Consider the following 22,118-nt stretch of genomic DNA (forward strand, 5'->3'; position numbering starts at 1 on the left):
CTTCAATTTAAGATTTTGTTCGGCTCAATGAATACTGAACATTACATAAGTAATGTTTGAATTGACTGTGCTGAGTCTTTCGACTCAATGGTCACTTCGTATCATTGAAACCTAATTTGATACCGAAGTATCTAATTGGATTATCATCAACGAGTGCCCACACAGATTGATAGGTTCTTATTTTTAAAGAGCTTTTCTAACTAACTTACCGCATCAGCGCTTCGTCGTTAGGGGTGCGTATCTTACGCTTCCCATTCTGAGAGTCAAGAGTTTTTTAAGTTCTTTTTTCTCTCTTCCCGACTCGCTGTGTGACTTTCGTCTCACTCCGTGTCGGTGGATGCGCAGTATAGGGAATCCAGAAATGAGCGCAACCCTTTTTTGAAAAAAACATTTCAAGCGCTTATTAATCCATCAATAACGCGGTATCTGCATATTTCTTCGTCACATTTGAGACATATCACAGCAATTGGTTGGAAAAACACCAACCATATACGTAAGATCCGTGTGTCTATTTTGTTAATAGGCAGCTTATCTATTTATCATCTATATGTAGTAATCAAAATGACGTCTAAAAAAAATCTGATCTTATGTATTGGGTTGGCGGTTCTTGGAGGAGTTATCTTCTCTCAAGTGCCTGTGTCACCAGCCTTGAGCTTTGTTATCGGTGTTGTCGCTACTGCTTTTCTGTTTTCACTTTCTAGCAAGGCACCTGTTATTCAATCTTCGGATTCCGATCCTTCGACTAAAACACTGTATGTCGGCAACCTTCCCTATAAGGCAAATGAGAGTCACGTTCGTGATTTGTTTGCTGAGTATGGGCAGGTCTATGCAGTGCGCTTAATGAAAGATAAGCGCACAGGTAAAAGAAGAGGGTTTGGTTTTGTAGTGATGGCCGCAGCAGATGCAAAACCTGCTATCGCAAAACTTAATGAGAAGGAATATATGGAGCGTACGCTTAAAGTACGTATTGCTAACGATCCTAAACATCCGGATGGCGGTAAACCTGAACAGGATTAAATCCTAGGTTTGCCAAACATACATTCAGTGCATCTTCTTGCCAAGGAGGTGCACTGGCATATATCTTCTTACTCCCCTCATCTTTGCTCTCTTCCTTTGTGTCACTCGATATTAACGCTTTCACTCGCCGGGCAATGGCTTCACCAGAATCAACTAACGTTACTTCGCCACCCAATGCTTGATGTATTTCGTCTTTAATTAGAGGGAAGTGAGTACAGCCTAGTACTGCAACATCGACTTTATTACGTAGTGGGAGAAGAATACTCTCCAGCTCTGAAAGAGAAATACTTTCACCACGCAGCTTTTCTTCTGCCATATCTACTAAGCGAGTCGAGCCTAATAACTCGACAGGTTTGCCTTGGGCAAAGTCGCGGATAAGTTCATGAGTATATTGACGGGTCACTGTCGCAGGCGTAGCAATAAGCCCTACACCTTGAGAAGCAAGCAGCGATGCTGGTTTGATAGCAGGGACCACACCAACAACCGGAATGGATAGATTCGCGCGCAGTGATGGTAGCACTATAGTACTTGCGGTATTGCAGGCGATGACTACGATGTCGGCTTGATGCTCTTCAACCAACGCTGCCACCAGCTTATTAACGCGAGTGATCAACACCTCTTGGTCAAGCTCTCCGTATGGGTAGGCCTCATTGTCGAACAGATATAAGTAATCCATATGTGGTAGAAGTCGGTGGATCTCTTGAAAGACCGATAGCCCTCCGACACCGGAATCAAACACTAGGACTTTTTTCTTACTTGATGCTCGCACGAGTCTTACCTGCAAATTAGAGACTCGGCGATCATACTGGTTAGATTTGTTTTGGCAATGCTTTGGCTTGGTATCTTTGATGACTGAATCGCTCCCCTATTTCCACTTCAAGCTTAGTCAGTTCTATATGTCCTTGAAATGACGGCGTTGATGTCACCAATGTATGGAATTCGCCATCTTCTCCACAGGGATCAATATGAGCGGGCAATGACTCAATCAGCTCTTTGTCATACCAGCGACCACACCACTGGGGCTCCAAAGCCTCTCCATCGGTAGTAATCAGCATGGTTTGAATACCGCGTTCGACGATTTCGAATGCCAATTCCTTGCTCTCTTCCCCGAGTAGTGGGAATACACACTCCCATCCCGCAGGCTCTATATAGCTACGACGATAATCAGCAATACCATTACAAAACATATCACCAAATGCGACCGCTTCCACGTTCAACTCACTCTGTTGTAGTGCGCTGACAATAGTCGATTGATAAATGTCGTTACTCGGGAAGACTTCAGGTAGTTCAATAGTAACAAGTGGAAGGCCAAGCAAGTCGGCCTGCATTTGCACAACCTCTAAAGGCGTTGCTTGAAAAGGCACTTCTTTCTCAACATAAGTGGTGTATAGCCCTACTACCTGATAATGAGGATTTTCGTTTAATCGCTCCAACGTTAGCGTAGAGTCCTTACCACTCGACCAACTGATCACAACCCGTTTTGCTTTTGTCATTAACTTTCCTCGTTGCCTATTTCCACCAGCTTCTTTATTCACAATAAGAAAGACCGCCGGTGTGGCGGTCTTGTTGGATTCGATTAGAAGCGGTAGTCCGCCGAGACAAAGTACTGACGCCCTGGTGTCGCGTAGCCCACATACATCTCGTAATCTTTATCAAAGGCGTTGCTTAGCTTCGTATTGATGTCCCAGTTTTGGCTTACTGCGTAAGATGCAGTGAAGTTCCAAAGGCTGTAGCTCGGCAATCTTGTACTGCCACTAAAGCGCTCGCCTTGGTATAGATACTGTGAACCTAGCGTCCATTGATCAAACGTCGCGTAAGCGTTCCATTTAGCACCGCGCTTAGAGCGATAAGCTAGTTGAGTATCTTCTGCACCAGATTTATCAACGGGGTCTTTGTAATCTAAGTAGAACTCGTGAGAAACGATATTTGTATCGAATTTCACCTCTAATTCCACACCTTTAATTTCGGCCTCACCAACGTTTTGCATGCCCGCACCTTCCCAGATCAGCATGTTTTCAATTTGGTTGTAGTAACCCGTTACCGTCCAATCAACAATCGATACAGCACCCGATAACGATAGCTCAGTATTTTCTGATTCTTCCGGTTTCAGGTTTGGCATTTCGTAGCCTGGGTAATACAAATCAACAAAGCTCGGGGCGCGGAAGGCGGTACCGTGACTCAGCGTCAATTCATAACCTTGGTAAAACTTCCAACCCGCTGCGGTTTGCCACGTGGTGTTATTACCAAACTGGTTGTTGTCGTCATTACGTACACTCGCTTCTAACGTCCAGACGTCATACGCGTATTGAGCAATGGCGCTAACACCAAAGTTGGTTCTTGGGTTCTTTTCTGGATCGTAGTCTTTAGCTGGTCCCCAGTCACTTGGTGCAATATAGCCCTTGGCTAGCTTCTCAGTACGGTAGTCCAAACCACCACCAACGCTCAACTCTTCGTTAATGCTGTACGAGTTCAGCCAAATTGCGTTGAACTGTTCAATAGCAACATGATCGCCGGTTGATTTGCTTTGACCTGATTTATGGTCATAGTTGTCTTGCTGACCATAAGCCAGTTTCAATTCAGATGAGTAGACGTCTCTGTTATATTCCAACGACAGGTCTGCGCCAACATACTCAACTTCACCGGTTTTCTTTTCGTGCTTATCAACCGTTCCCCATGCAGGGTTACCATAGCTACTGTTATCGTAGTCGTACTCATTGTTATAAGCACTCAACCCAACGTAACCAGATAAGTTATTAGAGAAGTTTTGTTGGTAGCCTAGTTTAAGGTTGAGCGTTTCGAAACCGTGCTCATCACCGTCGTTCACACCCGGCAAAGGTTTAACATTAAAACCATCGGTTTTTTCGTAACCTAGCACGCCCTTAAAGTGTTTACCTTCGCCTACAGGTTTAGAGACCACAAACGTGCCTTTTTTATGGTTATTTGAGCCGTAACCTGCAGACACTCGACCTGAATCGTCATTAATAGACGCACGAGTAATAATGTTGATTACGCCAGAAATCGCTTCAGAACCGTAAATAGAAGCACGCGCACCACGAATGTAGTGGATACGTTCAATCGAGTTGATTGGAAATTGGTTAAAATCGATACCACCCATGATAGCGCGTGGCATACGTACACCATCTACTAAAACCAAAACTTGGGATGAACTACCACCTCGAACGTAGATAGATGCAGATTGACCACGTCCACCGTATTGAGCAACTTCAACACTCGGTAGTGTGCGGAACACATCAAATAGGCTATTTGCTTGAAGGCGTTGAATATCTTCTTTAGTTACGGTAACGGTTTGTGCGAGAACCGCACCATCAATTTGCTGGAATCGGTTTGCGGTAACCACAACCGTTTCGTCTGCGGAGGCTTGTTGAGCCTGTGAATAAAAGGTAGATGAAAGCAGCGATGCACACGTCATCGCAAGAAGAGTTTTTCTCATTGTATTGTCCTAAATCGCGTAATTCCTACCGAGCCCTGCTCTTATTGAGCAGTCCAGTGCTGTGGCTCAGTTGCTGGCAGGTATTCGGACTTAAGAGCGAGGTTATTCTACCTACTTGCTCGACTTCCCACATAAACTAATGCAGTGTCTTAATGAGCGTTCGTTCTCTTTTACCGCTGCGCGTCAGTTCTGGATTTCCACCAGATTCCCATTTCAGCCATCTAGATTGCTAGATAGCACCAGCTTGAGACAAATACTATTAAGCTATTGATTATTTGTCCAGCCAATATTACCCCTGACAATTGTAACGATTTGGTTCATTTGAGTTTCAACTGACACAGAACACACTATCTTTAGATCAATTAGGGTACAAAACTGGACATCCTATTAAGATTGAATAAAATCTGCGCTCTTAAATTGAATGCACCATAAAAGGTAAGATCATGGCTACTCTTGATGTAAACCCACAACGCTACCAAGAACAACTGGCTGAAAAAGTCGAACGTCTGACCGATATGTTCGCGCCATACAACGTGCCAGAACTGGAAGTGTTTGAATCACCAGAGCAGCACTACCGCATGCGTGCTGAGTTCCGCGTTTGGCATGAAGGTGAAGACCTTTACTACATCATGTTCAACCAAGAAACTCGTGAAAAATACCGCGTTGACCAGTTTCCAGCAGCCAGCCGCCTGATCAACGACTTGATGCCACTTTTAGTGGATGCGATGAAAGACAACGAATCATTACGTCGCAAACTGTTCCAAGTGGACTTCCTGTCTACCCTAAGTGGTGAGATTCTGGTTTCACTGCTTTACCATCGTCAACTTGATGAGGAATGGATTGAAAACGCAAAAGCACTAAAACAACGCTTAAATGATGAGGGCTTCAACCTAAACATCATTGGCCGTGCACGTAAGATGAAGATTGTCTTAGACCGTGATTACGTGATCGAAAAGCTAGATGTGAATGGTCAAAGCTACATCTACCAGCAAGTTGAAAACAGCTTCACCCAACCAAACGGTAAAGTGGCAGAGAAGATGCTGGAATGGGCGGTCGACTGTACTCAAGAAAGCACGGGTGATCTACTAGAACTTTACTGTGGTAACGGTAACTTCTCTCTAGCGCTGGCACAAAACTTTGACCGCGTGTTAGCAACTGAGCTAGCGAAGCCATCTGTGATTTCTGCGCAATACAACATCGCAGCGAACGAGATTGATAACGTACAAATCCTACGTCTGTCAGCGGAAGAATTTACTCAGGCAATCGAAGGTAAGCGTGAGTTCCGTCGTCTACAAGATGCAGGCGTGGATCTGAAGAGCTACAACTGCAACACGATTTTTGTTGATCCTCCACGCTCAGGTATGGACGTTGACACTTGTAAGATGGTGCAAGGTTACGATCGCATCATGTACATCTCTTGTAACCCTGAAACATTAAAAGAGAACTTGGACATTCTATGTGAAACACACAACGTGACGCGTTTTGCTCTGTTTGACCAGTTCCCTTACACCCACCACATGGAAGCTGGCGTACTATTGGAACGCAAAGCGTAATCCACCAGCGTCAGGCATAAAAAAAGCGAGCTCAGTAGCTCGCTTTTTTGTTGAGTTCTTTTGGCTTACTCAGCAGAAGTTTTCTTTTCCATGAAACCTAGCTTTTTTCCAACCCAAGCCAATAGAATCATTGAAACTAGGATCGCGAAGAAGTTAGAACCTGCTTCTGGGTATTGTGCTTTGATAAACGCAGAGTGACCAAATGCCCCCACGAAGAAACACGCCAGACCAACAAGTGGGATATCTTCCGATACTGGGTTGTTAAGGTATTCTTGGTAAAGCGCCTGTACTGCTAGCACGAGTGCAATCAGAGGGAAGATTGAGAAAGATACTTCGCTCATGGTCAACCATGACAACAAAGCATCACCACACATACCTGCAACCAGTGCCAAAATCAGCGTTTTCTTTTCAGATTTATTTCCATTCGACATTATTCTATCCCGCCTTTTAATCGGTTACGTTCACGTTCTTTGCGATACCAATAAGCCCCTTTGGCTATCATTCGCAATTGCATGATCAATCGCTCGGCGAGTTCATCGCGCTCACGTCGATCTAAGTCTAAAACTTCCGCACCTGAACTGAATACCAAAGTGACTGACGCCTCAGCTTGAGTAAACGCCTCTTCCTTGGTCATACCGGTGCTTATTAAATATTCAGTCAATTCTGCCGCAAAATGTTGTATTTCTCGAGCGACAGCAGTACGAAACTCAGAGGAAGTACCAGAGCGCTCACGCAACAATAAGCGAAATACGTTAGGACTACTTTCAATGAATTCCATGAAGGTTTCAACCGAAGTTCGAATCACACTGCCTTCTTTGACAATACGCTGACGAGCCTGACGCATCAGTTGGCGTAACAGTAGACCGCCTTCATCAACCATGGTTAAACCGAGTTCGTCCATATCTTTGAAGTGACGGTAAAAAGAAGTGGGTGCTATTCCGGCCTCCCGGGCAACCTCTCGCAAGCTGAGATTGGAAAAGCTGCGATCCGCACTAAGTTGATTAAATGCCGCATCGATCAATGATCGACGTGTCTTTTCTTTTTGCTGCGCGCGGATTCCCATCGATTTCATTCTAAAACTTGCTCTTTTTTCTATTGGGTACAAGAGCATCAATATAACGCAATTAGCCCCTACGTAAAAAGATATGTTGCCTCGACTGAAGCAAGCGCGAGCAAGTTACTATTGCCCGACGTTCAAATGCAAACGTTTCGCTTCAAATTGTAGACATACAGCATACCAATTAGTTCTTTTGGTCGATTCTACGTGATCACTTCCACTCTCTAGCAGCGATGATGTGTACCTGTAGAGCAAATGAGTTAAAATCCCGCTACAGCAATGTTAATTAAATATAACAAGGAAGACATCATGGCGCATGCTAATCACTATGACGTGATCGTAATTGGTAGTGGCCCTGGCGGTGAAGGGGCGGCAATGGGATTGACCAAAGCCGGTCTGAATGTTGCCATCGTTGAAAAAGAAAGCAGTGTTGGTGGCGGTTGTACGCACTGGGGAACCATACCATCGAAAGCATTGCGTCACGCGGTTAGCCGTATCATTGAGTTCAATAGCAACCCTCTATTCTGTCGCAATAACACCAGCCTTCATGCAACATTTTCTGACATTTTAGGTCATGCGAAATCAGTGATTGATAAGCAAACTCGACTTCGTCAGGGCTTTTATGACCGCAATTCATGCACACTGTTGTTTGGTACTGCGCGCTTTATCGATAACTACTCCATCGCGGTGATGCAAAGTGATGGTACGGAAGAGGTGTACTCCGCGGACAAATTTGTTATCGCCACAGGATCTCGTCCATACCAACCGAACGACGTCGACTTCTTGCATGAACGCATCTACGACAGTGACTCTATCCTGAGCCTGAAACACGACCCTCGCCACATCATCATTTACGGTGCTGGGGTTATCGGTTGTGAATACGCTTCTATCTTCCGTGGTTTGGGTGTAAAGACCGATCTGATTAATACTCGCGACCGTCTGCTCTCTTTCCTAGATAACGAAGTCTCAGATGCATTGTCTTACCACTTCTGGAACAGTGGCGTGGTGATTCGCAACGATGAAACGTTCGAGAAAATCGAAGGCACCGAAGACGGCGTAATCGTACACCTGCAATCAGGTAAAAAGATGAAAGCAGACTGCTTACTGTATGCTAATGGTCGAACGGGTAATACAGACAAACTCAACCTACCTGCCGTTGGATTAGAAAGCGACTCTCGCGGGCAACTTAAAGTAGACGGTAACTACCGTACAGAAGTGGAACACATCTACGCAGTCGGTGATGTGATTGGCTACCCTAGCCTAGCAAGTGCAGCATATGACCAAGGTCGCTTCGTGGCACAAGCCATCACGAAAGGGCAAGCCGACGGCAATCTGATTGATGACATCCCAACGGGTATCTACACCATTCCAGAAATCAGCTCAGTAGGCAAAACCGAACAAGAGCTAACTGCGGCGAAAGTGCCTTACGAAGTGGGACGCTCTTCGTTCAAGCATCTCGCTCGTGCACAGATTGCAGGTAAAGACATCGGCAGCTTGAAAATCCTCTTCCATCGTGAAACCAAAGAGATTCTTGGTATTCACTGCTTTGGTGAGCGCGCGGCGGAAATCATCCACATCGGTCAGGCAATCATGGAACAAAAAGGTGAAGCCAATACGATTGAATACTTCGTCAATACCACCTTTAACTATCCGACGATGGCAGAAGCGTATCGCGTAGCGGCACTGAACGGTTTGAACCGACTATTCTAATTCAATTGGGTTGCCATGATCCAAAAGCAAAAACAGCAGGTTTCGACCTGCTGTTTTTTTATGTGTAACTAGGCAAGAAAGCTACCCTTGCGCCATTGATAGAAGAAGATAGCGCCGAGTCCAACCCCTCGCATTGCCATGAAACTGGTCATCGCAAACCACAGCGCATGGTTTTGCCAACCAGAGAACAAAAAGAAAATCGCAAAGAAAAAGCAAGTCGCCACGAACATACTGTTTCGCATGTCTTTACCTTTAGTGGCACCAACAAAAATGCCATCAAACAGGAAGCACCACATCGAGGCTAATGGCATGACCACCAACCAAGGCAGATACACCGACGCTTGCTGCTGCACCGCTTCAATCGAAGTGATCATGGCGATCAAGTGCGATCCCGCTAAACCAAATACCGCAGTCAAACCTAAACAGATGATCAGGCTCCAAAAGAAAGTACCAATCAACGATGCACTGAGTTGCGCTCGGTCTTTGGCACCAATCGCTTTGCCTACCATGGCTTCCATGGCATAAGCGAAACCGTCCATGCCATAGGAAATCATCATCAAGAAACTCATCAATACTGCATTGGCCGCAACCACATCATCGCCAAAGCTCGCACCTTGGAAAGTCATAAAGCTAAACGTAGCTTGTAAACAGAGTGAGCGTAAGAAGATATCGCGATTGAGTTTTACGAACCGCCCTAACCCATGTTGAGTATCGGTTAGCAGGCTCTTAGGAGATGGCAACTGACGCGAGCGCCATGTTTTCCACACACACATCAGCCCAAACGCCATGCCTGAGTAATCAGCAATCACCGATGCCAGCGCTGCTCCTTCGACTTTCCAGCCCAAACCAATCACAAACAGTAAATCGAGCGCTATGTTGGTCACGTTGGTGATGATCACCATCCACATTGGTGCTTTGGAGTTTTGCGTTCCGAGCAACCAACCCAACAGAACAAAGTTCATCAGCGCAGCGGGGGCGCTCCATACACGGATAGAGAAATATTGCATGCCGTAGTGCTTCACTTCAGCACTGGCATCACTCCAACCAAAGATCAGATCCGCGATTGGGTTATGAGCAATAAGGAAGACTAACGCAAACAACAATGCCATGAGTGAGCCTTGCATAAACACCAAAGCGAGTTGTTTCCGGTCTTCACCACCATAGGATTGCGCCGCTAATCCAGTAGTCGACATACGTAAAAAGCCAAGCAACCAAAACGTCACGCTGATTATGGTACTGCCCAACGCAACACCGCCCAGATACCAAGCGTGTTCAAGGTGGCCGATCACCGCAGCGTCAACCAAGCCTAATAGTGGAACAGTAATATTCGACAGCACCATGGGGATAGCGAGCGCTAACACTTGGCGATGCACTTGAGGATTCGATAAAGGAGAGAAGATAGAGTTTGTCACAGGCACCTCGTTGTTTAGATCAGCGAGTGTACCTGAGTGTTAAATGCCTAGCCAATTACCACTTGATGTGAACGAGGACTGGCGTGAGGCGATGCTTCAACATTGGGATCTTATTCAGCCAACGTTGCCATACCTTCCAGCGTGAGCAGAATCGGTCGAATGGCGAGAAGGCTTTGACCCATTGCGCCCATGGCAGCCAATGCAGTACTTGTTGCGCTGGTGCTTCAAAACCATGTGCATACGTATCTGAACCGAGCTTCTGACCCCATTTACTTTCGGTTAAGTCACCTGCTAGCACCATGCACACTTCTGCCGATACAAAATAGCGACCCAGAGTTTGGATGAAAGTCGCAACACGCGATTCATCGCAATCGAGTAAAGCCATCTCACATAGGATCAGTACTGGTGCTTTTTCAGGAATGCGCAGTTCGTCTAACCAGCTCATGTCTTCTACGCTGCCGCAACGATGCTCGTAACGTTCGTTTTTGTGGAACAATCGCTGACGCCAAACCAGATTCTCGGTGACATCCAGTTCAATCCAATGACAACGGCCATTGTCCAAACGGTAGAAACGCGTATCTAAGCCCGCACCAACGTTAATGATCCAAGCGTCTGAGTGTTGTTGAAGAAAGTGACTGACCTGCTGATCGCACAGCTGAGTTAAAGTCACGTGCAGCAGCTGCTTCTGATCGACATCGCCACTGATGCAATCTGGCGCCATCTTGCAGCTCAAGCACGCTTTTGCAGCGATCGGATCGTACACCAAGCCGTTATCGACCAAGCTTTCGCGGCTGCGCAAAAACAACGGTTTCAACAGATGATTAGGTACGTGATGTTGAGGCTTGGACATGGGCATTTCCTTGCGCCGAAAAGAAAATGGTTAAATGGAACTGGATGATAATAAATCTCAATATCACTTGCAAGTTTTAACGCAACAACCAAACGCTCTGAATCAGGCCGAGCGTAACTATGCTTGGAAGACAATAAAAATGGAATAGAAAGTGCAGAAAACACAAAGCCCAGCAGAGCGCTAGGCTTTATTAGAATGCTTGAGGTAAGAAACCTACATCCAGTCAGTGTTACGGATGATACCAACCGCCAGACCTTCAATCGTCAGATGTTGCGACGTTAGATCAACTTGGATTGGTGAAAACTCTTCATTCTCTGCATGCAGTAGAACTGTAGAACCTTTGCGCTCTAGACGCTTCACCGTCACATCGTCATCAACACGCGCAACCACAACTTGACCGTCGCGCACGTCTTGGGTTTTGTGCACAGCTAGTAAGTCGCCGTCCATAATACCGATGTCTTTCATACTTTCGCCGTTTACGCGAAGTAAGAAATCTGCTTTTGGTTTGAACATAGCAGGGTCCACTTGGTAGTGAGACTCCACATGCTCTTGAGCCAGAATCGGCTCACCAGCAGCAACTTGACCAATCAAAGGCAGACCTTGATCGTCGTTTGCCGCATCTTCAAGCAGGATTCGGATCCCGCGAGATGCGCCTGGAATAATTTCAATCGCTTGTTTACGAGCAAGCGCTTTTAGGTGTTCTTCTGCGGCATTCGCAGAGCGGAAGCCAAGCTCACGCGCAATCTCTGCACGAGTTGGTGGCATTCCGGTGTCTTCGATTTTGCTTTTAATCAAATCGAAGACTTGTTGTTGGCGTGGCGTTAACGGCTTCATATGTCACCTGTCTTTTTATACAGTTAACTGTGAGTATATCCAGTAAATGGACAAATGAAAACCCAATTGGTTGTTTTTTAATTTATTTGCGCCCGTTTCAGATCCCACCCACAAACCTCAAGTGAGTATGCGTTTTAAACACGCAATAGCCAATTCGTCTAATGAAAGCAACAACCTAGGGCTTCGGCTAATTTCCGCTCAATAAAATTAAAAGGTTTGACCAGTTTCTGGTATCCTTGCTGCGCTTAAAATTTATCGCCTAGGCTTATTTCTATTGCCGTATCTATTTCCTTTCCTATAGAAGAAGGGAAAGCGGACGCAGAAATAAGGTTAGGCTTGTTTGAATACCTATTGAGGCTGTGAACTTTATGTCTTCTGGACAATCATTTTCACGTTCATTACTAAAACTACCTTTATCGGTAATGGTAAAGGGCACCACAATCCCGTCAAATCCAATTGACGATCTCGACATCGACCTAGCGAAGCCGATTGTGTATGCCTTACCGTTCCGTTCGAACGTGGATTTGCTGACACTACAAAAACAAGCTTTGAGCCTTGGTCTACCAGACCCGCTTAGCCCGCTAGAAATCAATGGCAAAAAACTGACTCGTTACGTGTTTATTGCCTCTCGTCCAACCGTGATGAGCAATGATAACGACGTACCGAGTGAGTCTGTTTCTCTGTTTACTGAATTACTTGAATTGCACAAACTCGACAGCGAGCTAGACGTGCAAATGATCCCAGCGACCGTGCTTTGGGGTCGTAAGCCAGGTAAAGAAGAAAACCACAAGCCGTACCTACAACCAATGAACGGTCCGCAAAAAGCAAAAGCGGTAATGGCAGCGGGTCGTGACTGCTTGGTGCGCTTTAGCCCAGTGGTTTCACTACGTTACATGGCAGACTCTCACGGCACTGACAGCGCTATTGCACACAAGCTAGCGCGCGTTGCACGTATCCACTTCTCTCGTCAGAAACTTGCGGCATCGGGTCCAAACCTACCTCAACGTCAAGTGCTGTTTGCACGCTTAATGAAATCGCCAGCAATAGAAAAAGCGATTGAAGACGAAGCGCAAAGTAAAAACATTTCTATCGAGAAAGCACGCAAAGAAGCCCATGACATCATGGACGAGATTGCAGCGGACTTCTCTTATGGTTTGGTGAAAAATGGCGATCGTATTCTTGGCTGGTTGTGGACTAAGCTGTACCAAGGTTTGCACATCAACAACGCTTCGACCGTTCGTCGCCTAGCGCAAGATGGTCATGAGATCGTGTACGTGCCATGTCACCGCAGTCACATGGACTACCTACTGCTTTCTTACGTTCTGTACCATGAAGGTATGGTGCCACCGCATATTGCTGCAGGTATCAACCTGAACTTCTTCCCAGCGGGTCCAATCTTCCGTCGTGGTGGTGCGTTCTTTATTCGTCGTAGCTTTAAAGGCAACAAGCTGTACTCAACGATTTTCCGTGAGTACCTATCAGAGCTGTTTGCTAAAGGCTACTCGGTTGAGTACTTCAGTGAAGGTGGTCGTTCACGTACTGGTCGTCTGCTTCAAGCAAAAACCGGTATGTTGGCAATGACGATTCAAGCCATGTTGCGCGGTCTAAACCGTCCAGTAACGTTAGTGCCTGTGTACATCGGTTACGAGCACGTAATGGAAGTGGGTACTTACGCCAAAGAGCTTCGCGGTTCACGCAAAGAGAAAGAAAACGCAGGTCTTGTTCTACGTACTCTGCGTAAGCTGCGCAACTTTGGTCTTGGTTATGTGAACTTCGGTGAGCCGATTCAGCTAAACCAATACCTGAATGAACACGCGCCAGAATGGACCAAAGACATCGACCGCATGGGCGGTAGCAAACCACAATGGATGAACCCTGTGGTAAACGGCCTAGCAAACAAGATGATGACGCACATTAACGATGCAGCAGCAACTAACGCGCTGACTCTATGTGCGACAGCGCTATTGGCTTCTCGTCAGCGTGCGTTGTCTCGTGACTCTTTGATCAACCAGATTGAATGCTACCTGAAGCTACTTAAGAACAACCCATACTCAAACACTTCAACCGTTCCAACAGAAAGTGCTGAAGAGTTGGTGGATCACGCTATCTCACTCGATAAGTTTGTAATTGAAACCGACACCATGGGTGACATCATTTCGCTGGATCGTAGTCAGTCGATTCTGATGACCTACTACCGCAACAACATCATTCACTTGTTCGCTCTACCATCATTGATTGCTCAGATGATTATTCGTCAGCGCAACGTAACTGTAGAGAAGATTCAAGACAACGTCGCTCAAATCTATCCATTCCTGAAAAAAGAGCTGTTCCTAAGCTATAAGGAAGAAGAGTTGAACGAGCTGGTCGTGAAGATCTTGAACGAGTTCATTGAGCAGAAGATGATTTGCCAAGACGGTGAGAAGCTGGAAATCAACCAATCAAACAACCAATCATTGGTTCTGTTGGGTCGTACTATCACTGAAACGCTACAACGCTACTCTATCGCGATGAACTTACTGGTAGCTGACCAAGAACTGGGTAAATCTGATCTTGAGCAGAAGAGCCAAGACATTGCACAGCGTTTGGGGCGTCTGCACGGTATTAACGCGCCAGAATTCTTCGACAAAGGTGTGTTTGCTGCGATGTTCAATACGCTGAAAGAGCAGCAATACCTAGACAGTGACGGCAACTGCGATCTTGAGAAGACGCAGCAATTTGCCAAACTGCTATTTGCTCTGCTTTACCCAGAAGTGAAGTTGACCATCGAAGAGAGTATCCACCAGCTGCAAGCATAATTCGCTTAAGCTCGATACCCACTCGACAAAAACACAAAAGGCATCCAATTGGATGCCTTTTTTCTATCTGAATGTTTGTACTATGCCGTTACCAGAAAGCGATAAGAAGACCGATCGCAATCACCATGCCCACATAGTTATTGTTGAGGAAGGCTTTAAAACACAAATCGCGCTCTCGGTGGCGAATCAAATGTTGCTGGTACACAAACAAAGAAGCAGCAACCAGAATCGTCCAGTAGTAGCTTTGGCCAAGTTCATAGTGTTGACCCAGCAGCACTAGCATCGCCAAGGTAACCAACTGCAGAACGCCAATGACCAACTTATCGTGACGACCGAACAAGATAGCTGTCGATTTGATACCAATTTTTAAATCATCATCGCGATCGACCATCGCATATTGAGTGTCGTAGGCAATAGTCCACAAAGCGTTAATCACAAACACAAACCACACAATCCAAGGCAGTTCGCCTGTTTGCGCAGCCCACGCCATCGGAATCGCCCAGCTAAAAGCCAAGCCCAAAAACAGCTGTGGCAGATGGGTGTAACGCTTCATAAATGGATAAATGAACGCTAAAAAGATGCCCGCAAAAGAGAGCTTAATCGTAAGCGGATTCATAGTTAGCACTAATAAGAACGAACTGATACCAAGAACCAAAAACAAACCAATCGCTTCTTTCGAGGTCACTTTACCCGATGGCAAAGGACGCTGCTTGGTACGTTTCACATGTCCATCGACTTTACGGTCGGCAAAATCGTTAATCACACAACCAGCGCTGCGCATTAGGAACACGCCTAATACAAACACGATGAGTACATCCCAATTTGGCATGCCCTGCGCGGCAATCACAAGTGCCCAAACCGTCGGCCACAACAACAACAATGAGCCAATTGGGCGATCCATTCGCATCAGTTGCCAATATGCTTTGGCTTTTTCTGCGGACATTTACACCTTCTCCTTAGCGTAAACGGGTGAATTTGGTAAGAATAACTCAGCGACCAGCATCGGTTTGTGATTCATCCACAATCTTGAGCGACGCGCTAAAAAGCGCCCTTGTGGCAGATCAACCCACCCCATTTGCAGAGCATCGCGTTCAACATTATCAGCGCTGAATACGGTCAAACCCAACGGGATATCCCCCTGCTGAGCCAAGTCATATTGTTGATCAACCAAAGTTGTGCGTGGGATTAACGTGCGGCCAATGACCCAATCTGTATTGTCACCACATAAAATCACCTCTCTAAGCAGGCAATCTTGGTCGGATAACAAGAGACTTTCATCTGCACGTAATGTCTGTGCAGTAACAATTTGGTTATGCAGCAATTCCACTGTCAGTTCCTGACAGTGCTGCTTCAAACGGCGTGACAAAGACCCTTGCTCCTCAAGCCAATGCTGAGCAAATTCATTGGGAAATGCGAAATCTTCGGGTTTTTGCCACTCTACTTCCATTAAAGAAGTAATATAGAGTGATGTCGGCTGATTCATACTAGTATTCAATTGGTGGCTTTATGCGTACAATAAAGCAACAACTTACCGTCTTATTGAAACTGTAAGTTCCGTTATTTGTTATAGACGGTCTATTGTATCAAGACTAAAGCGATTCGAGTATCGCGATCCAGAGAAAGAAAAGTTAGAAATATGTACAAACGTTATGTAGCCCAAATTATTTTTGCATTGAGCTTGCTGATCTCTGCACCTAGTTGGGCAGAATCGGAAGAAACAGGACCTCAGTTGGCCTATTTTACTCTTGAGCCAGATTTAACTACTAACTTTTACACCAAAGGCAAAAAGCTAGGTTATGTACAAGTTCGTATCGATATTATGGTCATGAGCCAACAAGATCTTGCTGTTGTCGAACATCATCAACCGCTCATTCGTGATGCGGTTATAGAGTTACTGGGCAAACAAACTGAAGATACGATTAAATCATTGTCTGGCCGAGAAGACTTACGTAAAACCTTGGTTGAAAAACTCAATGAGATTCTTCTTCCAGAAACAGGCAAGACCATTATTGCTGATTTACTCTTTACCAAGTATCTCTATCAATAACCTCTTCAGGTTTACAGCGTAAAACAAAAGACCGCCTTTCGGCGGTCTTTTTTATTCTTATCAAGTGCTCACAATGCTTGTTGGTATTTCTGTTTGCCTGAATCAAACAGCGCAATCGCCATACCTGAGAGCAAACCTACCAAGTGGGCAGTATTGGCAATCGCCATAAATGGCTGAACAAAGCCTAGTACTAACCACACCAGCATAAAGCCAATAATCGGTTTAGGTAGGGCTAAGCCAAGGTGTGGGCAGCGATAACCAAGAACCCACAAGTAACCAAGTAGCGCATAGACCACACCAGACAAGCCACCGAAGTTGGCCCCTTCTACGTAAAATTGCCCAGCGCCAGACAGCGCCGCAGAGATAAAGAAGATTTGCAGTAACTTACCGGAGCTTAGGCGACGTTCGATATCACCACCTAACTGCCACCACCACAGTAGGTTAAACACAATATGTGTCACTGAAAAATGCAGCAATGCATGACTTATCCAACGCCAAACTTGCCATTGCTGACCTTCAAAAGCGGGGAAGTGCAGCAGTGCAAACACCCCATCACCAAAACCAAACATCTGTAAAAAGTAGATAACTGTACAAACGGCCATGATCAATAAAGTCACAGGACCCGCTTTGGCTTTGATCATCCCCATGATGCTTGGGCTGGAGTAATGAAATTTACTCTTGCGAGTATCGGCAACGTCCCACGAGGCCGCGCTGTATTTCGAAGCCGATGGGTTGGCTAAGAACTGCTTCAGCTCCGCGTCGACTTCTATTTCATGCTGCGCGTCCGTCAACCAAAGCGCAAACTGCCCTTCACCTTCCGGCATCATCTGAATCTCAATTTTGCGCGATGCCATGTAATCAATGAAAGCTTGCGCCATACGTGGATTACTTAACGTTACCAATCTCTTCATTAACTTCTCACTATTGGGAGTTCTGCTCGTTGCCAGGCTTCAAAGCCACCATCTACACTGTACACCTGTTCGAAGCCTTGGTTAACCAAATATTGTGCAGCACCTTGACTACTGATGCCGTGATAGCACATCACTAAAACAGGTTGTTCGAACTCTATTTCGTCCATAAAGGCCACGATTGAGTCATTGGTCAGATGAAAAGCGGATTCTGCATGCGCCACTGCAAAAGATTGAGGGTCACGAATATCGACAAGTTTAGCTTCGCCTTGTTTAAGCAAGGCTTGAGCACTTTGTACATCAATGTGTTGAAACTGGTCCATTTACTTTCTCATGTTGTTCTCAGAATTGACGTCATTGTAACCTATCCAAAGCCAAACTTAGCCACAGAGATAGTCTGGTCATTTAAAGCTGTTCATATTCCAACCGTTTGTGGATAAATCTGTGAATTGCGTTGATAAAGTGCATTTGGATCTTTTGATCCACAATATGTAGTGATGATCTTGATCTAACTGTGTGTATATTCAGAACTATCCCCAAAACAAAAACGGCGATAAAGCCTTATTTTGTCCGGCTTTCGAACAGTTGATGAATAATTACTTCACAGAGTTATACACAGGTAGCACAGATAAAATGGATCGCAAACTTCATCGAATTTAGATCGACAATAAAAAAGCCGAGATCACATGATCTCGGCTTTCTATGAAAATCTTACGTTGTATTAGGAGCGGAAGTTAGAACTCACCAACAGCTAATTTTAGCTTCTTCATCGCGTTCTTTTCTAGCTGACGAATACGCTCAGCAGATACACCAAACTCATCCGCTAGATCTTGCAGTGTTGCTTTTTGGTCGTCTAACCAACGCGAGCTTACGATACGCTGACTACGCTCATCTAGACTTGCTAATGCATGGCTCAAACGGTTATTGGTATGTGCTTCCCAGTTAGCCGCTTCAACATTGTCCGCGACATCTGACGACTTATCTTCTAAGTACAGCATTGGGGCTGTATATGAATTCGAACTGTCGTCTTCGTCTGTTGGCATATCGAACGTTGAATCTATTGCTGCCAAACGAGATTCCATTTCACGCACTTCTGAAGGCTCTACCCCCAGCTCACGTGCAACCGTTTCTACTTCACCATTGTTGAACCAACCTAGGCGCTTTTTCGACTTACGCAGATTAAAGAACAGTTTACGCTGCGCTTTTGTAGTCGCAATCTTCACGATACGCCAGTTACGTAGCACGTATTCATGAATTTCTGCTTTGATCCAGTGAACCGCAAAAGAGACCAAACGAACACCCACTTCTGGGTTGAAACGCTTAACCGCTTTCATCAGACCGATGTTGCCCTCTTGAACTAGGTCTGCCATTGGCAAGCCGTAGCCTGAGTAGCCACGAGCAACGTGAACAACAAATCGTAGGTGTGACAAGATCAGGCCTTTCGCCGCATCAATCTCACCGTTGTAGTGTAATCTTTCTGCCAGTCCTCGCTCTTCTTCTGGTGTCAGCATTGGGTAGCTGTTTACAGAACGGATATAGCTATCAAGGCTATCTTGCGTGACTAGGGCCATCGGATACGCTTCGTTTGACATTCAATTCCTCATCAATCTCTGATCTGGAGCAATACATTGCAATTTAGCTTCGCCATCTTGAACTCAAAGTGAACAAGTTGCAAGAAGGGTGAGCAATTATCCATAAACAAATCGTCTAAACAAGAGAGAAAAATTAGCTTGTGCTAATAAATTCCAAGTATAAGACCTTTATCACCTAAACTGGTTCAATTTCTTTTAGGTGTCGCTGCGCGGATACTCGTGCGGCAATACAACCCAATAAACTGCCAGTGATGATCAATAACAGAGATTCATCCCAGCTCAAGCCAATCAAACGGAACTGACTATCATACAGCGCTGCTAAATCCTCTACCGCACTATTCATTACCACTGTAACTAATGCAGTAACCAACCATGCTATTGCTGCGCCTAGTACTCCGAACCACATGCCTGTATAGAGGTAGGGACGAAGAATAAAACTGTCGGTCGCGCCGATCAGTTTCATGGTTTGAATCTCTTCTTTATTTGCTAATACATTAAAACGTAATGTATTGCCGACGATTAAAAATACAGCACCTAACATCAGTATTGTCAGGGTGATGACAATAATACCAGCAAGGGTTTTAATCGCATCTAAACGAGTTAACCAATCCTCATCAAGCCTAACATCGGTTACGTCTTGCTGTTGGCGGACATCCTTCGCTAACGCTTTGATATCACTTTTTAACTCGGTATCTGGCGTAATCACCAACACACCAGGTAGTGCATAACCACTCAACAGGCTCAACGCTTGGTCAAACCCAGCGTATTGGCTTAGATCTGATAGACCTTGTTGTGGCGAAATATATTCCACCTCTTTTACCAAAGGCCAAGTTTCTATCTGATCTTTTAATACCATCACCCTAGCATCTGGCATCCCTTCAACTAAGTAAGCACTAACTTGCGATGGTGAAGCTACATCTTCGGCTGCGCCCGCTACATTTTTACCTAATAGGTATAAACATGCTGGCATGGAAAGCGCCATCGAAATCACGGCAAGGGTAAGGATATTACCTAAAGGACGTCGCCATAACGCACGAAAAGAAGCTTTCGCTTGCTTCAGATGGACGGAGAAAAAACTATCGGTATTTGCACGACCGGTATTACGCCCTTTCTTCTGGGTGCGCTTATTACCTACCATAGTCTTCTACCTCACTAAGGAAACCTTGGTTCAATTCAAAGTGGCGATATTGAGGGCGAGTATTTACTAACCCGATATCATGCGTCGCAAGGAGAATCGTTACGCCAGCACGATTAAATTCTTCGAATAAGCGAATAACGCGACTAGACAATTCTGGATCTAAATTACCCGTCGGTTCATCCGCCACCAATAACGTTGGTCGGTTTACAACAGCACGAGCGATACCGACACGCTGTTGCTCACCTCCCGAGAGTTGACTAGGTAGACAACGGGCTTTATCAAGTAGACCCGTTTTATCCAATGCCGCAGAAACTCGGCGTTTGATTTCATTTTCAGAAATCGACTCAATACGCATCGGCAGCGCGACATTGTCGAACACGCTTCGGTCCATCAATAAACGGTGATCTTGAAACACAATCCCAATATTACGACGTAAAAAAGGGATGTCTTTGCTTGGAATACGCGTAATGTCGTGCCCGTTGAACTGGATCTTTCCATCAGTTGGGCGCTCTATTGCACATATCAGTTTCAACAAAGTACTTTTACCCGCACCCGAGTGGCCACCTAAAAACGCCATTTCTCCGCGCCTAAGATGAAAATCGACCTTCTGTAAGGCTTGTCGACCACCTCGATATGCTTTGCTCACTTGCTGAAATTTGATCACCGTTGATTACCTCTAACTCTAATTACTCTTCACGGCTAAACAGAGCGTCGATGAACTCTTGAGTTTCGAAAGGACGCAAGTCTTCGATACCTTCGCCTACACCAATGTAGCGAATTGGGATTTCGAACTGATCAGCAATAGCAAAGATAACGCCACCTTTCGCCGTACCATCCAGCTTAGTCAATGTAATCCCAGTTAGAGGGGCCACGTCACTGAACAGTTTCGCTTGGCTAATGGCATTTTGACCTGTACCCGCGTCTAGCGTCAGCATGATCTCATGCGGTGCAGAATCATCAATCTTCTTCATCACGCGCACGATCTTGCGTAGCTCTTCCATTAAGTTAGCTTTGTTTTGTAAACGACCGGCAGTATCTGCAATCACGACATCAACGCCACGCGCTTTTGCCGCTTCAATTGCATCATAGATAACAGATGCGCTGTCTGCACCAGTGTGCTGAGCAATGACAGGAACGTTGTTACGCTCGCCCCATACTTGTAGCTGCTCAACCGCTGCTGCACGGAAGGTATCACCTGCAGCGAGCATGACTTTCTTGCCTTGGTTTTGGAATTGCTTCGCTAACTTACCGATCGTAGTTGTTTTACCAACGCCGTTCACACCAACCATCAAGATAACGTAAGGGGTTTTGCTGCTGTCGATTTCGAGAGGCTGTTCTACTTTAGCTAAGATTTCTGCCATCTCTTCTTTTAATAGGCCGTAAAGTGCTTCACCATCTTTCAGATCACCGCGAGAAGCTTTCTCGGTCAGGTTGTCGATGATTTTGGTGGTGGTATTCATCCCCACATCAGCAATCAACAGTTGTTCTTCTAGCTCTTCGAAAAGGTCTTCATCGATCTTCTTACCACTGAACAGACCAAAGAAGCCTGCACCAATGTTCGCTTTAGTACGGCTTAGACTGCGCTTAAGACGAGCAAAAAAGCTTTCCGTTGGCTTCTCTTGCTCTTGGATGCGAGGCACAACTGGCGCTTCTGCTTCTGCTTCTGCTTCTGCTTCTGCTTCTGCTTCTGCTTCTGCTTCTGCTTCTGCTTCTGCTTCTGCTTCTGCTTCTGCTTCTGCTTCTGCTTCTGCTTC

21 protein-coding genes and 1 riboswitch are annotated in these 22,118 nt (G+C 45.6%); of the genes, 5 read left to right on the plus strand and 16 right to left on the minus strand.

Annotated elements, in window-relative coordinates; translation table 11 throughout:
• Positions 1–561: 561 nt before the first annotated feature.
• Positions 562–1,017, plus strand: a complete 456-nt coding sequence (locus B853_RS14470) for an RNA-binding protein (RefSeq protein WP_010444441.1) — start codon at positions 562–564, stop codon at positions 1,015–1,017.
• Here B853_RS14470 and murI read toward each other — a convergent pair.
• The 3 genes from murI to B853_RS14485 form a co-directional block, all read right to left on the minus strand.
• Complete coding sequence (gene murI, locus B853_RS14475; RefSeq protein ID WP_038884860.1) at positions 980–1,786, minus strand: glutamate racemase; 807 nt, start codon at positions 1,784–1,786, stop codon at positions 980–982. The genes B853_RS14470 and murI overlap by 38 nt on opposite strands.
• A 40-nt stretch (positions 1,787–1,826) precedes the next feature.
• Positions 1,827–2,510, minus strand: a complete 684-nt coding sequence (locus B853_RS14480; RefSeq protein ID WP_038884859.1) for a Dph6-related ATP pyrophosphatase — start codon at positions 2,508–2,510, stop codon at positions 1,827–1,829.
• 83 nt (positions 2,511–2,593) lie between these two features.
• Positions 2,594–4,468, minus strand: coding sequence for a TonB-dependent receptor domain-containing protein (locus B853_RS14485; RefSeq protein WP_038884858.1), 1,875 nt, complete (start codon positions 4,466–4,468; stop codon positions 2,594–2,596).
• A gap of 58 nt (positions 4,469–4,526) precedes the next feature.
• Positions 4,527–4,727, minus strand: a riboswitch (cobalamin riboswitch).
• Positions 4,728–4,911: 184 nt separating this feature from the next.
• Here B853_RS14485 and trmA point away from each other — a divergent pair.
• Complete coding sequence (gene trmA / locus B853_RS14490; RefSeq protein WP_038884857.1) at positions 4,912–6,021, plus strand: tRNA (uridine(54)-C5)-methyltransferase TrmA; 1,110 nt, start codon at positions 4,912–4,914, stop codon at positions 6,019–6,021.
• 65 nt (positions 6,022–6,086) lie between these two features.
• On the opposite strand, the gene B853_RS14495 is transcribed toward trmA, so the two are convergent.
• Both B853_RS14495 and fabR read right to left on the minus strand, forming a co-directional pair.
• Positions 6,087–6,452, minus strand: coding sequence for a YijD family membrane protein (locus tag B853_RS14495; RefSeq protein ID WP_038884856.1), 366 nt, complete (start codon positions 6,450–6,452; stop codon positions 6,087–6,089).
• A complete protein-coding gene (gene fabR / locus B853_RS14500) occupies positions 6,452–7,093 on the minus strand; it encodes an HTH-type transcriptional repressor FabR (protein ID WP_010444457.1) in 642 nt (213 codons plus the stop codon). The genes B853_RS14495 and fabR overlap by 1 nt, the downstream gene beginning before the upstream one ends.
• Positions 7,094–7,357: 264 nt before the next feature.
• Between fabR and sthA the strand changes: the two genes are divergently transcribed.
• On the plus strand, positions 7,358–8,788 hold the full coding sequence (gene sthA, locus B853_RS14505) for a Si-specific NAD(P)(+) transhydrogenase (protein ID WP_259346561.1): 1,431 nt from the start codon (positions 7,358–7,360) through the stop codon (positions 8,786–8,788).
• A 68-nt stretch (positions 8,789–8,856) separates the two neighbouring features.
• Here the strand turns inward: sthA and dinF are convergent, their stop codons facing one another.
• The 3 genes from dinF to lexA all read right to left on the minus strand — a co-directional run bounded on the left by dinF (position 8,857) and on the right by lexA (position 11,884).
• Positions 8,857–10,200: an MATE family efflux transporter DinF gene (gene dinF, locus B853_RS14510; protein ID WP_038884854.1), complete on the minus strand. Its 1,344-nt coding sequence runs from the start codon at positions 10,198–10,200 to the stop codon at positions 8,857–8,859.
• Between the two features lie 55 nt (positions 10,201–10,255).
• Complete coding sequence (locus tag B853_RS14515; protein WP_038884853.1) at positions 10,256–11,050, minus strand: class I SAM-dependent methyltransferase; 795 nt, start codon at positions 11,048–11,050, stop codon at positions 10,256–10,258.
• Positions 11,051–11,263: 213 nt separating this feature from the next.
• The gene (gene lexA, locus B853_RS14520) at positions 11,264–11,884 is read right to left on the minus strand and encodes a transcriptional repressor LexA (protein WP_005438488.1); all 621 of its coding nucleotides are present in this window, start codon (positions 11,882–11,884) and stop codon (positions 11,264–11,266) included.
• Between the two features lie 368 nt (positions 11,885–12,252).
• On the opposite strand from lexA, the gene plsB reads away from it, so the two are divergent.
• The gene (gene plsB / locus B853_RS14530; RefSeq protein WP_038884852.1) at positions 12,253–14,679 is read left to right on the plus strand and encodes a glycerol-3-phosphate 1-O-acyltransferase PlsB; all 2,427 of its coding nucleotides are present in this window, start codon (positions 12,253–12,255) and stop codon (positions 14,677–14,679) included.
• 88 nt (positions 14,680–14,767) lie between these two features.
• On the opposite strand, the gene ubiA is transcribed toward plsB, so the two are convergent.
• Together ubiA and B853_RS14540 are read right to left on the minus strand one after the other, a co-directional pair.
• Positions 14,768–15,622: a 4-hydroxybenzoate octaprenyltransferase gene (gene ubiA, locus B853_RS14535; RefSeq protein ID WP_038884851.1), complete on the minus strand. Its 855-nt coding sequence runs from the start codon at positions 15,620–15,622 to the stop codon at positions 14,768–14,770.
• Complete coding sequence (locus tag B853_RS14540) at positions 15,623–16,162, minus strand: chorismate lyase (protein WP_038884849.1); 540 nt, start codon at positions 16,160–16,162, stop codon at positions 15,623–15,625.
• A gap of 153 nt (positions 16,163–16,315) precedes the next feature.
• On the opposite strand from B853_RS14540, the gene B853_RS14545 reads away from it, so the two are divergent.
• Positions 16,316–16,726, plus strand: coding sequence for a flagellar basal body-associated protein FliL (locus B853_RS14545; RefSeq protein ID WP_010444471.1), 411 nt, complete (start codon positions 16,316–16,318; stop codon positions 16,724–16,726).
• 68 nt (positions 16,727–16,794) lie between these two features.
• Here the strand turns inward: B853_RS14545 and glpG are convergent, their stop codons facing one another.
• From glpG to ftsY, 6 genes are all read right to left on the minus strand, one after another.
• Positions 16,795–17,637, minus strand: coding sequence for a rhomboid family intramembrane serine protease GlpG (gene glpG / locus B853_RS14550; protein ID WP_038884846.1), 843 nt, complete (start codon positions 17,635–17,637; stop codon positions 16,795–16,797).
• Complete coding sequence (gene glpE / locus B853_RS14555) at positions 17,637–17,957, minus strand: thiosulfate sulfurtransferase GlpE (RefSeq protein ID WP_038884844.1); 321 nt, start codon at positions 17,955–17,957, stop codon at positions 17,637–17,639. Before glpE ends, glpG begins: the two co-directional genes overlap by 1 nt.
• A 411-nt stretch (positions 17,958–18,368) precedes the next feature.
• Positions 18,369–19,226 carry an RNA polymerase sigma factor RpoH gene (gene rpoH, locus B853_RS14565; RefSeq protein WP_038884842.1) on the minus strand — a complete coding sequence of 286 codons (858 nt, stop codon included), beginning with the start codon at positions 19,224–19,226 and terminating at the stop codon, positions 18,369–18,371.
• 175 nt (positions 19,227–19,401) lie between these two features.
• Complete coding sequence (gene ftsX, locus B853_RS14570) at positions 19,402–20,364, minus strand: permease-like cell division protein FtsX (RefSeq protein ID WP_010444474.1); 963 nt, start codon at positions 20,362–20,364, stop codon at positions 19,402–19,404.
• Positions 20,354–21,028, minus strand: a complete 675-nt coding sequence (gene ftsE / locus B853_RS14575) for a cell division ATP-binding protein FtsE (RefSeq protein WP_010444476.1) — start codon at positions 21,026–21,028, stop codon at positions 20,354–20,356. The genes ftsX and ftsE overlap by 11 nt, the downstream gene beginning before the upstream one ends.
• Positions 21,029–21,050: 22 nt before the next feature.
• On the minus strand, positions 21,051–22,118 hold a 1,068-nt coding region (gene ftsY, locus B853_RS14580), incomplete at its 5' end, for a signal recognition particle-docking protein FtsY (protein ID WP_128826901.1).

It is taken from the genome of Vibrio rotiferianus CAIM 577 = LMG 21460 (assembly GCF_002741985.1).
GTDB lineage: Bacteria > Pseudomonadota > Gammaproteobacteria > Enterobacterales > Vibrionaceae > Vibrio > Vibrio rotiferianus.

What these genes read in the sequence shown, in the direction of transcription:
- B853_RS14545 (WP_010444471.1), top strand. Translation starts at nt 16,316, where the DNA reads ATGTACAAACGTTATGTAGCCCAAATTATTTTTGCATTGAGCTTGCTG.
- B853_RS14470 (WP_010444441.1), top strand. Translation starts at nt 562, where the DNA reads ATGACGTCTAAAAAAAATCTGATCTTATGTATTGGGTTGGCGGTTCTT.
- glpG (WP_038884846.1), bottom strand. Translation starts at nt 17,637, where the DNA reads ATGAAGAGATTGGTAACGTTAAGTAATCCACGTATGGCGCAAGCTTTC.
- B853_RS14485 (WP_038884858.1), bottom strand. Translation starts at nt 4,468, where the DNA reads ATGAGAAAAACTCTTCTTGCGATGACGTGTGCATCGCTGCTTTCATCT.
- B853_RS14495 (WP_038884856.1), bottom strand. Translation starts at nt 6,452, where the DNA reads ATGTCGAATGGAAATAAATCTGAAAAGAAAACGCTGATTTTGGCACTG.
- plsB (WP_038884852.1), top strand. Translation starts at nt 12,253, where the DNA reads ATGTCTTCTGGACAATCATTTTCACGTTCATTACTAAAACTACCTTTA.
- ubiA (WP_038884851.1), bottom strand. Translation starts at nt 15,622, where the DNA reads ATGTCCGCAGAAAAAGCCAAAGCATATTGGCAACTGATGCGAATGGAT.
- trmA (WP_038884857.1), top strand. Translation starts at nt 4,912, where the DNA reads ATGGCTACTCTTGATGTAAACCCACAACGCTACCAAGAACAACTGGCT.
- sthA (WP_259346561.1), top strand. Translation starts at nt 7,358, where the DNA reads ATGTTAATTAAATATAACAAGGAAGACATCATGGCGCATGCTAATCAC.
- fabR (WP_010444457.1), bottom strand. Translation starts at nt 7,093, where the DNA reads ATGAAATCGATGGGAATCCGCGCGCAGCAAAAAGAAAAGACACGTCGA.
- glpE (WP_038884844.1), bottom strand. Translation starts at nt 17,957, where the DNA reads ATGGACCAGTTTCAACACATTGATGTACAAAGTGCTCAAGCCTTGCTT.
- B853_RS14480 (WP_038884859.1), bottom strand. Translation starts at nt 2,510, where the DNA reads ATGACAAAAGCAAAACGGGTTGTGATCAGTTGGTCGAGTGGTAAGGAC.
- lexA (WP_005438488.1), bottom strand. Translation starts at nt 11,884, where the DNA reads ATGAAGCCGTTAACGCCACGCCAACAACAAGTCTTCGATTTGATTAAA.
- ftsX (WP_010444474.1), bottom strand. Translation starts at nt 20,364, where the DNA reads ATGGTAGGTAATAAGCGCACCCAGAAGAAAGGGCGTAATACCGGTCGT.
- rpoH (WP_038884842.1), bottom strand. Translation starts at nt 19,226, where the DNA reads ATGTCAAACGAAGCGTATCCGATGGCCCTAGTCACGCAAGATAGCCTT.
- B853_RS14540 (WP_038884849.1), bottom strand. Translation starts at nt 16,162, where the DNA reads ATGAATCAGCCGACATCACTCTATATTACTTCTTTAATGGAAGTAGAG.
- B853_RS14515 (WP_038884853.1), bottom strand. Translation starts at nt 11,050, where the DNA reads ATGTCCAAGCCTCAACATCACGTACCTAATCATCTGTTGAAACCGTTG.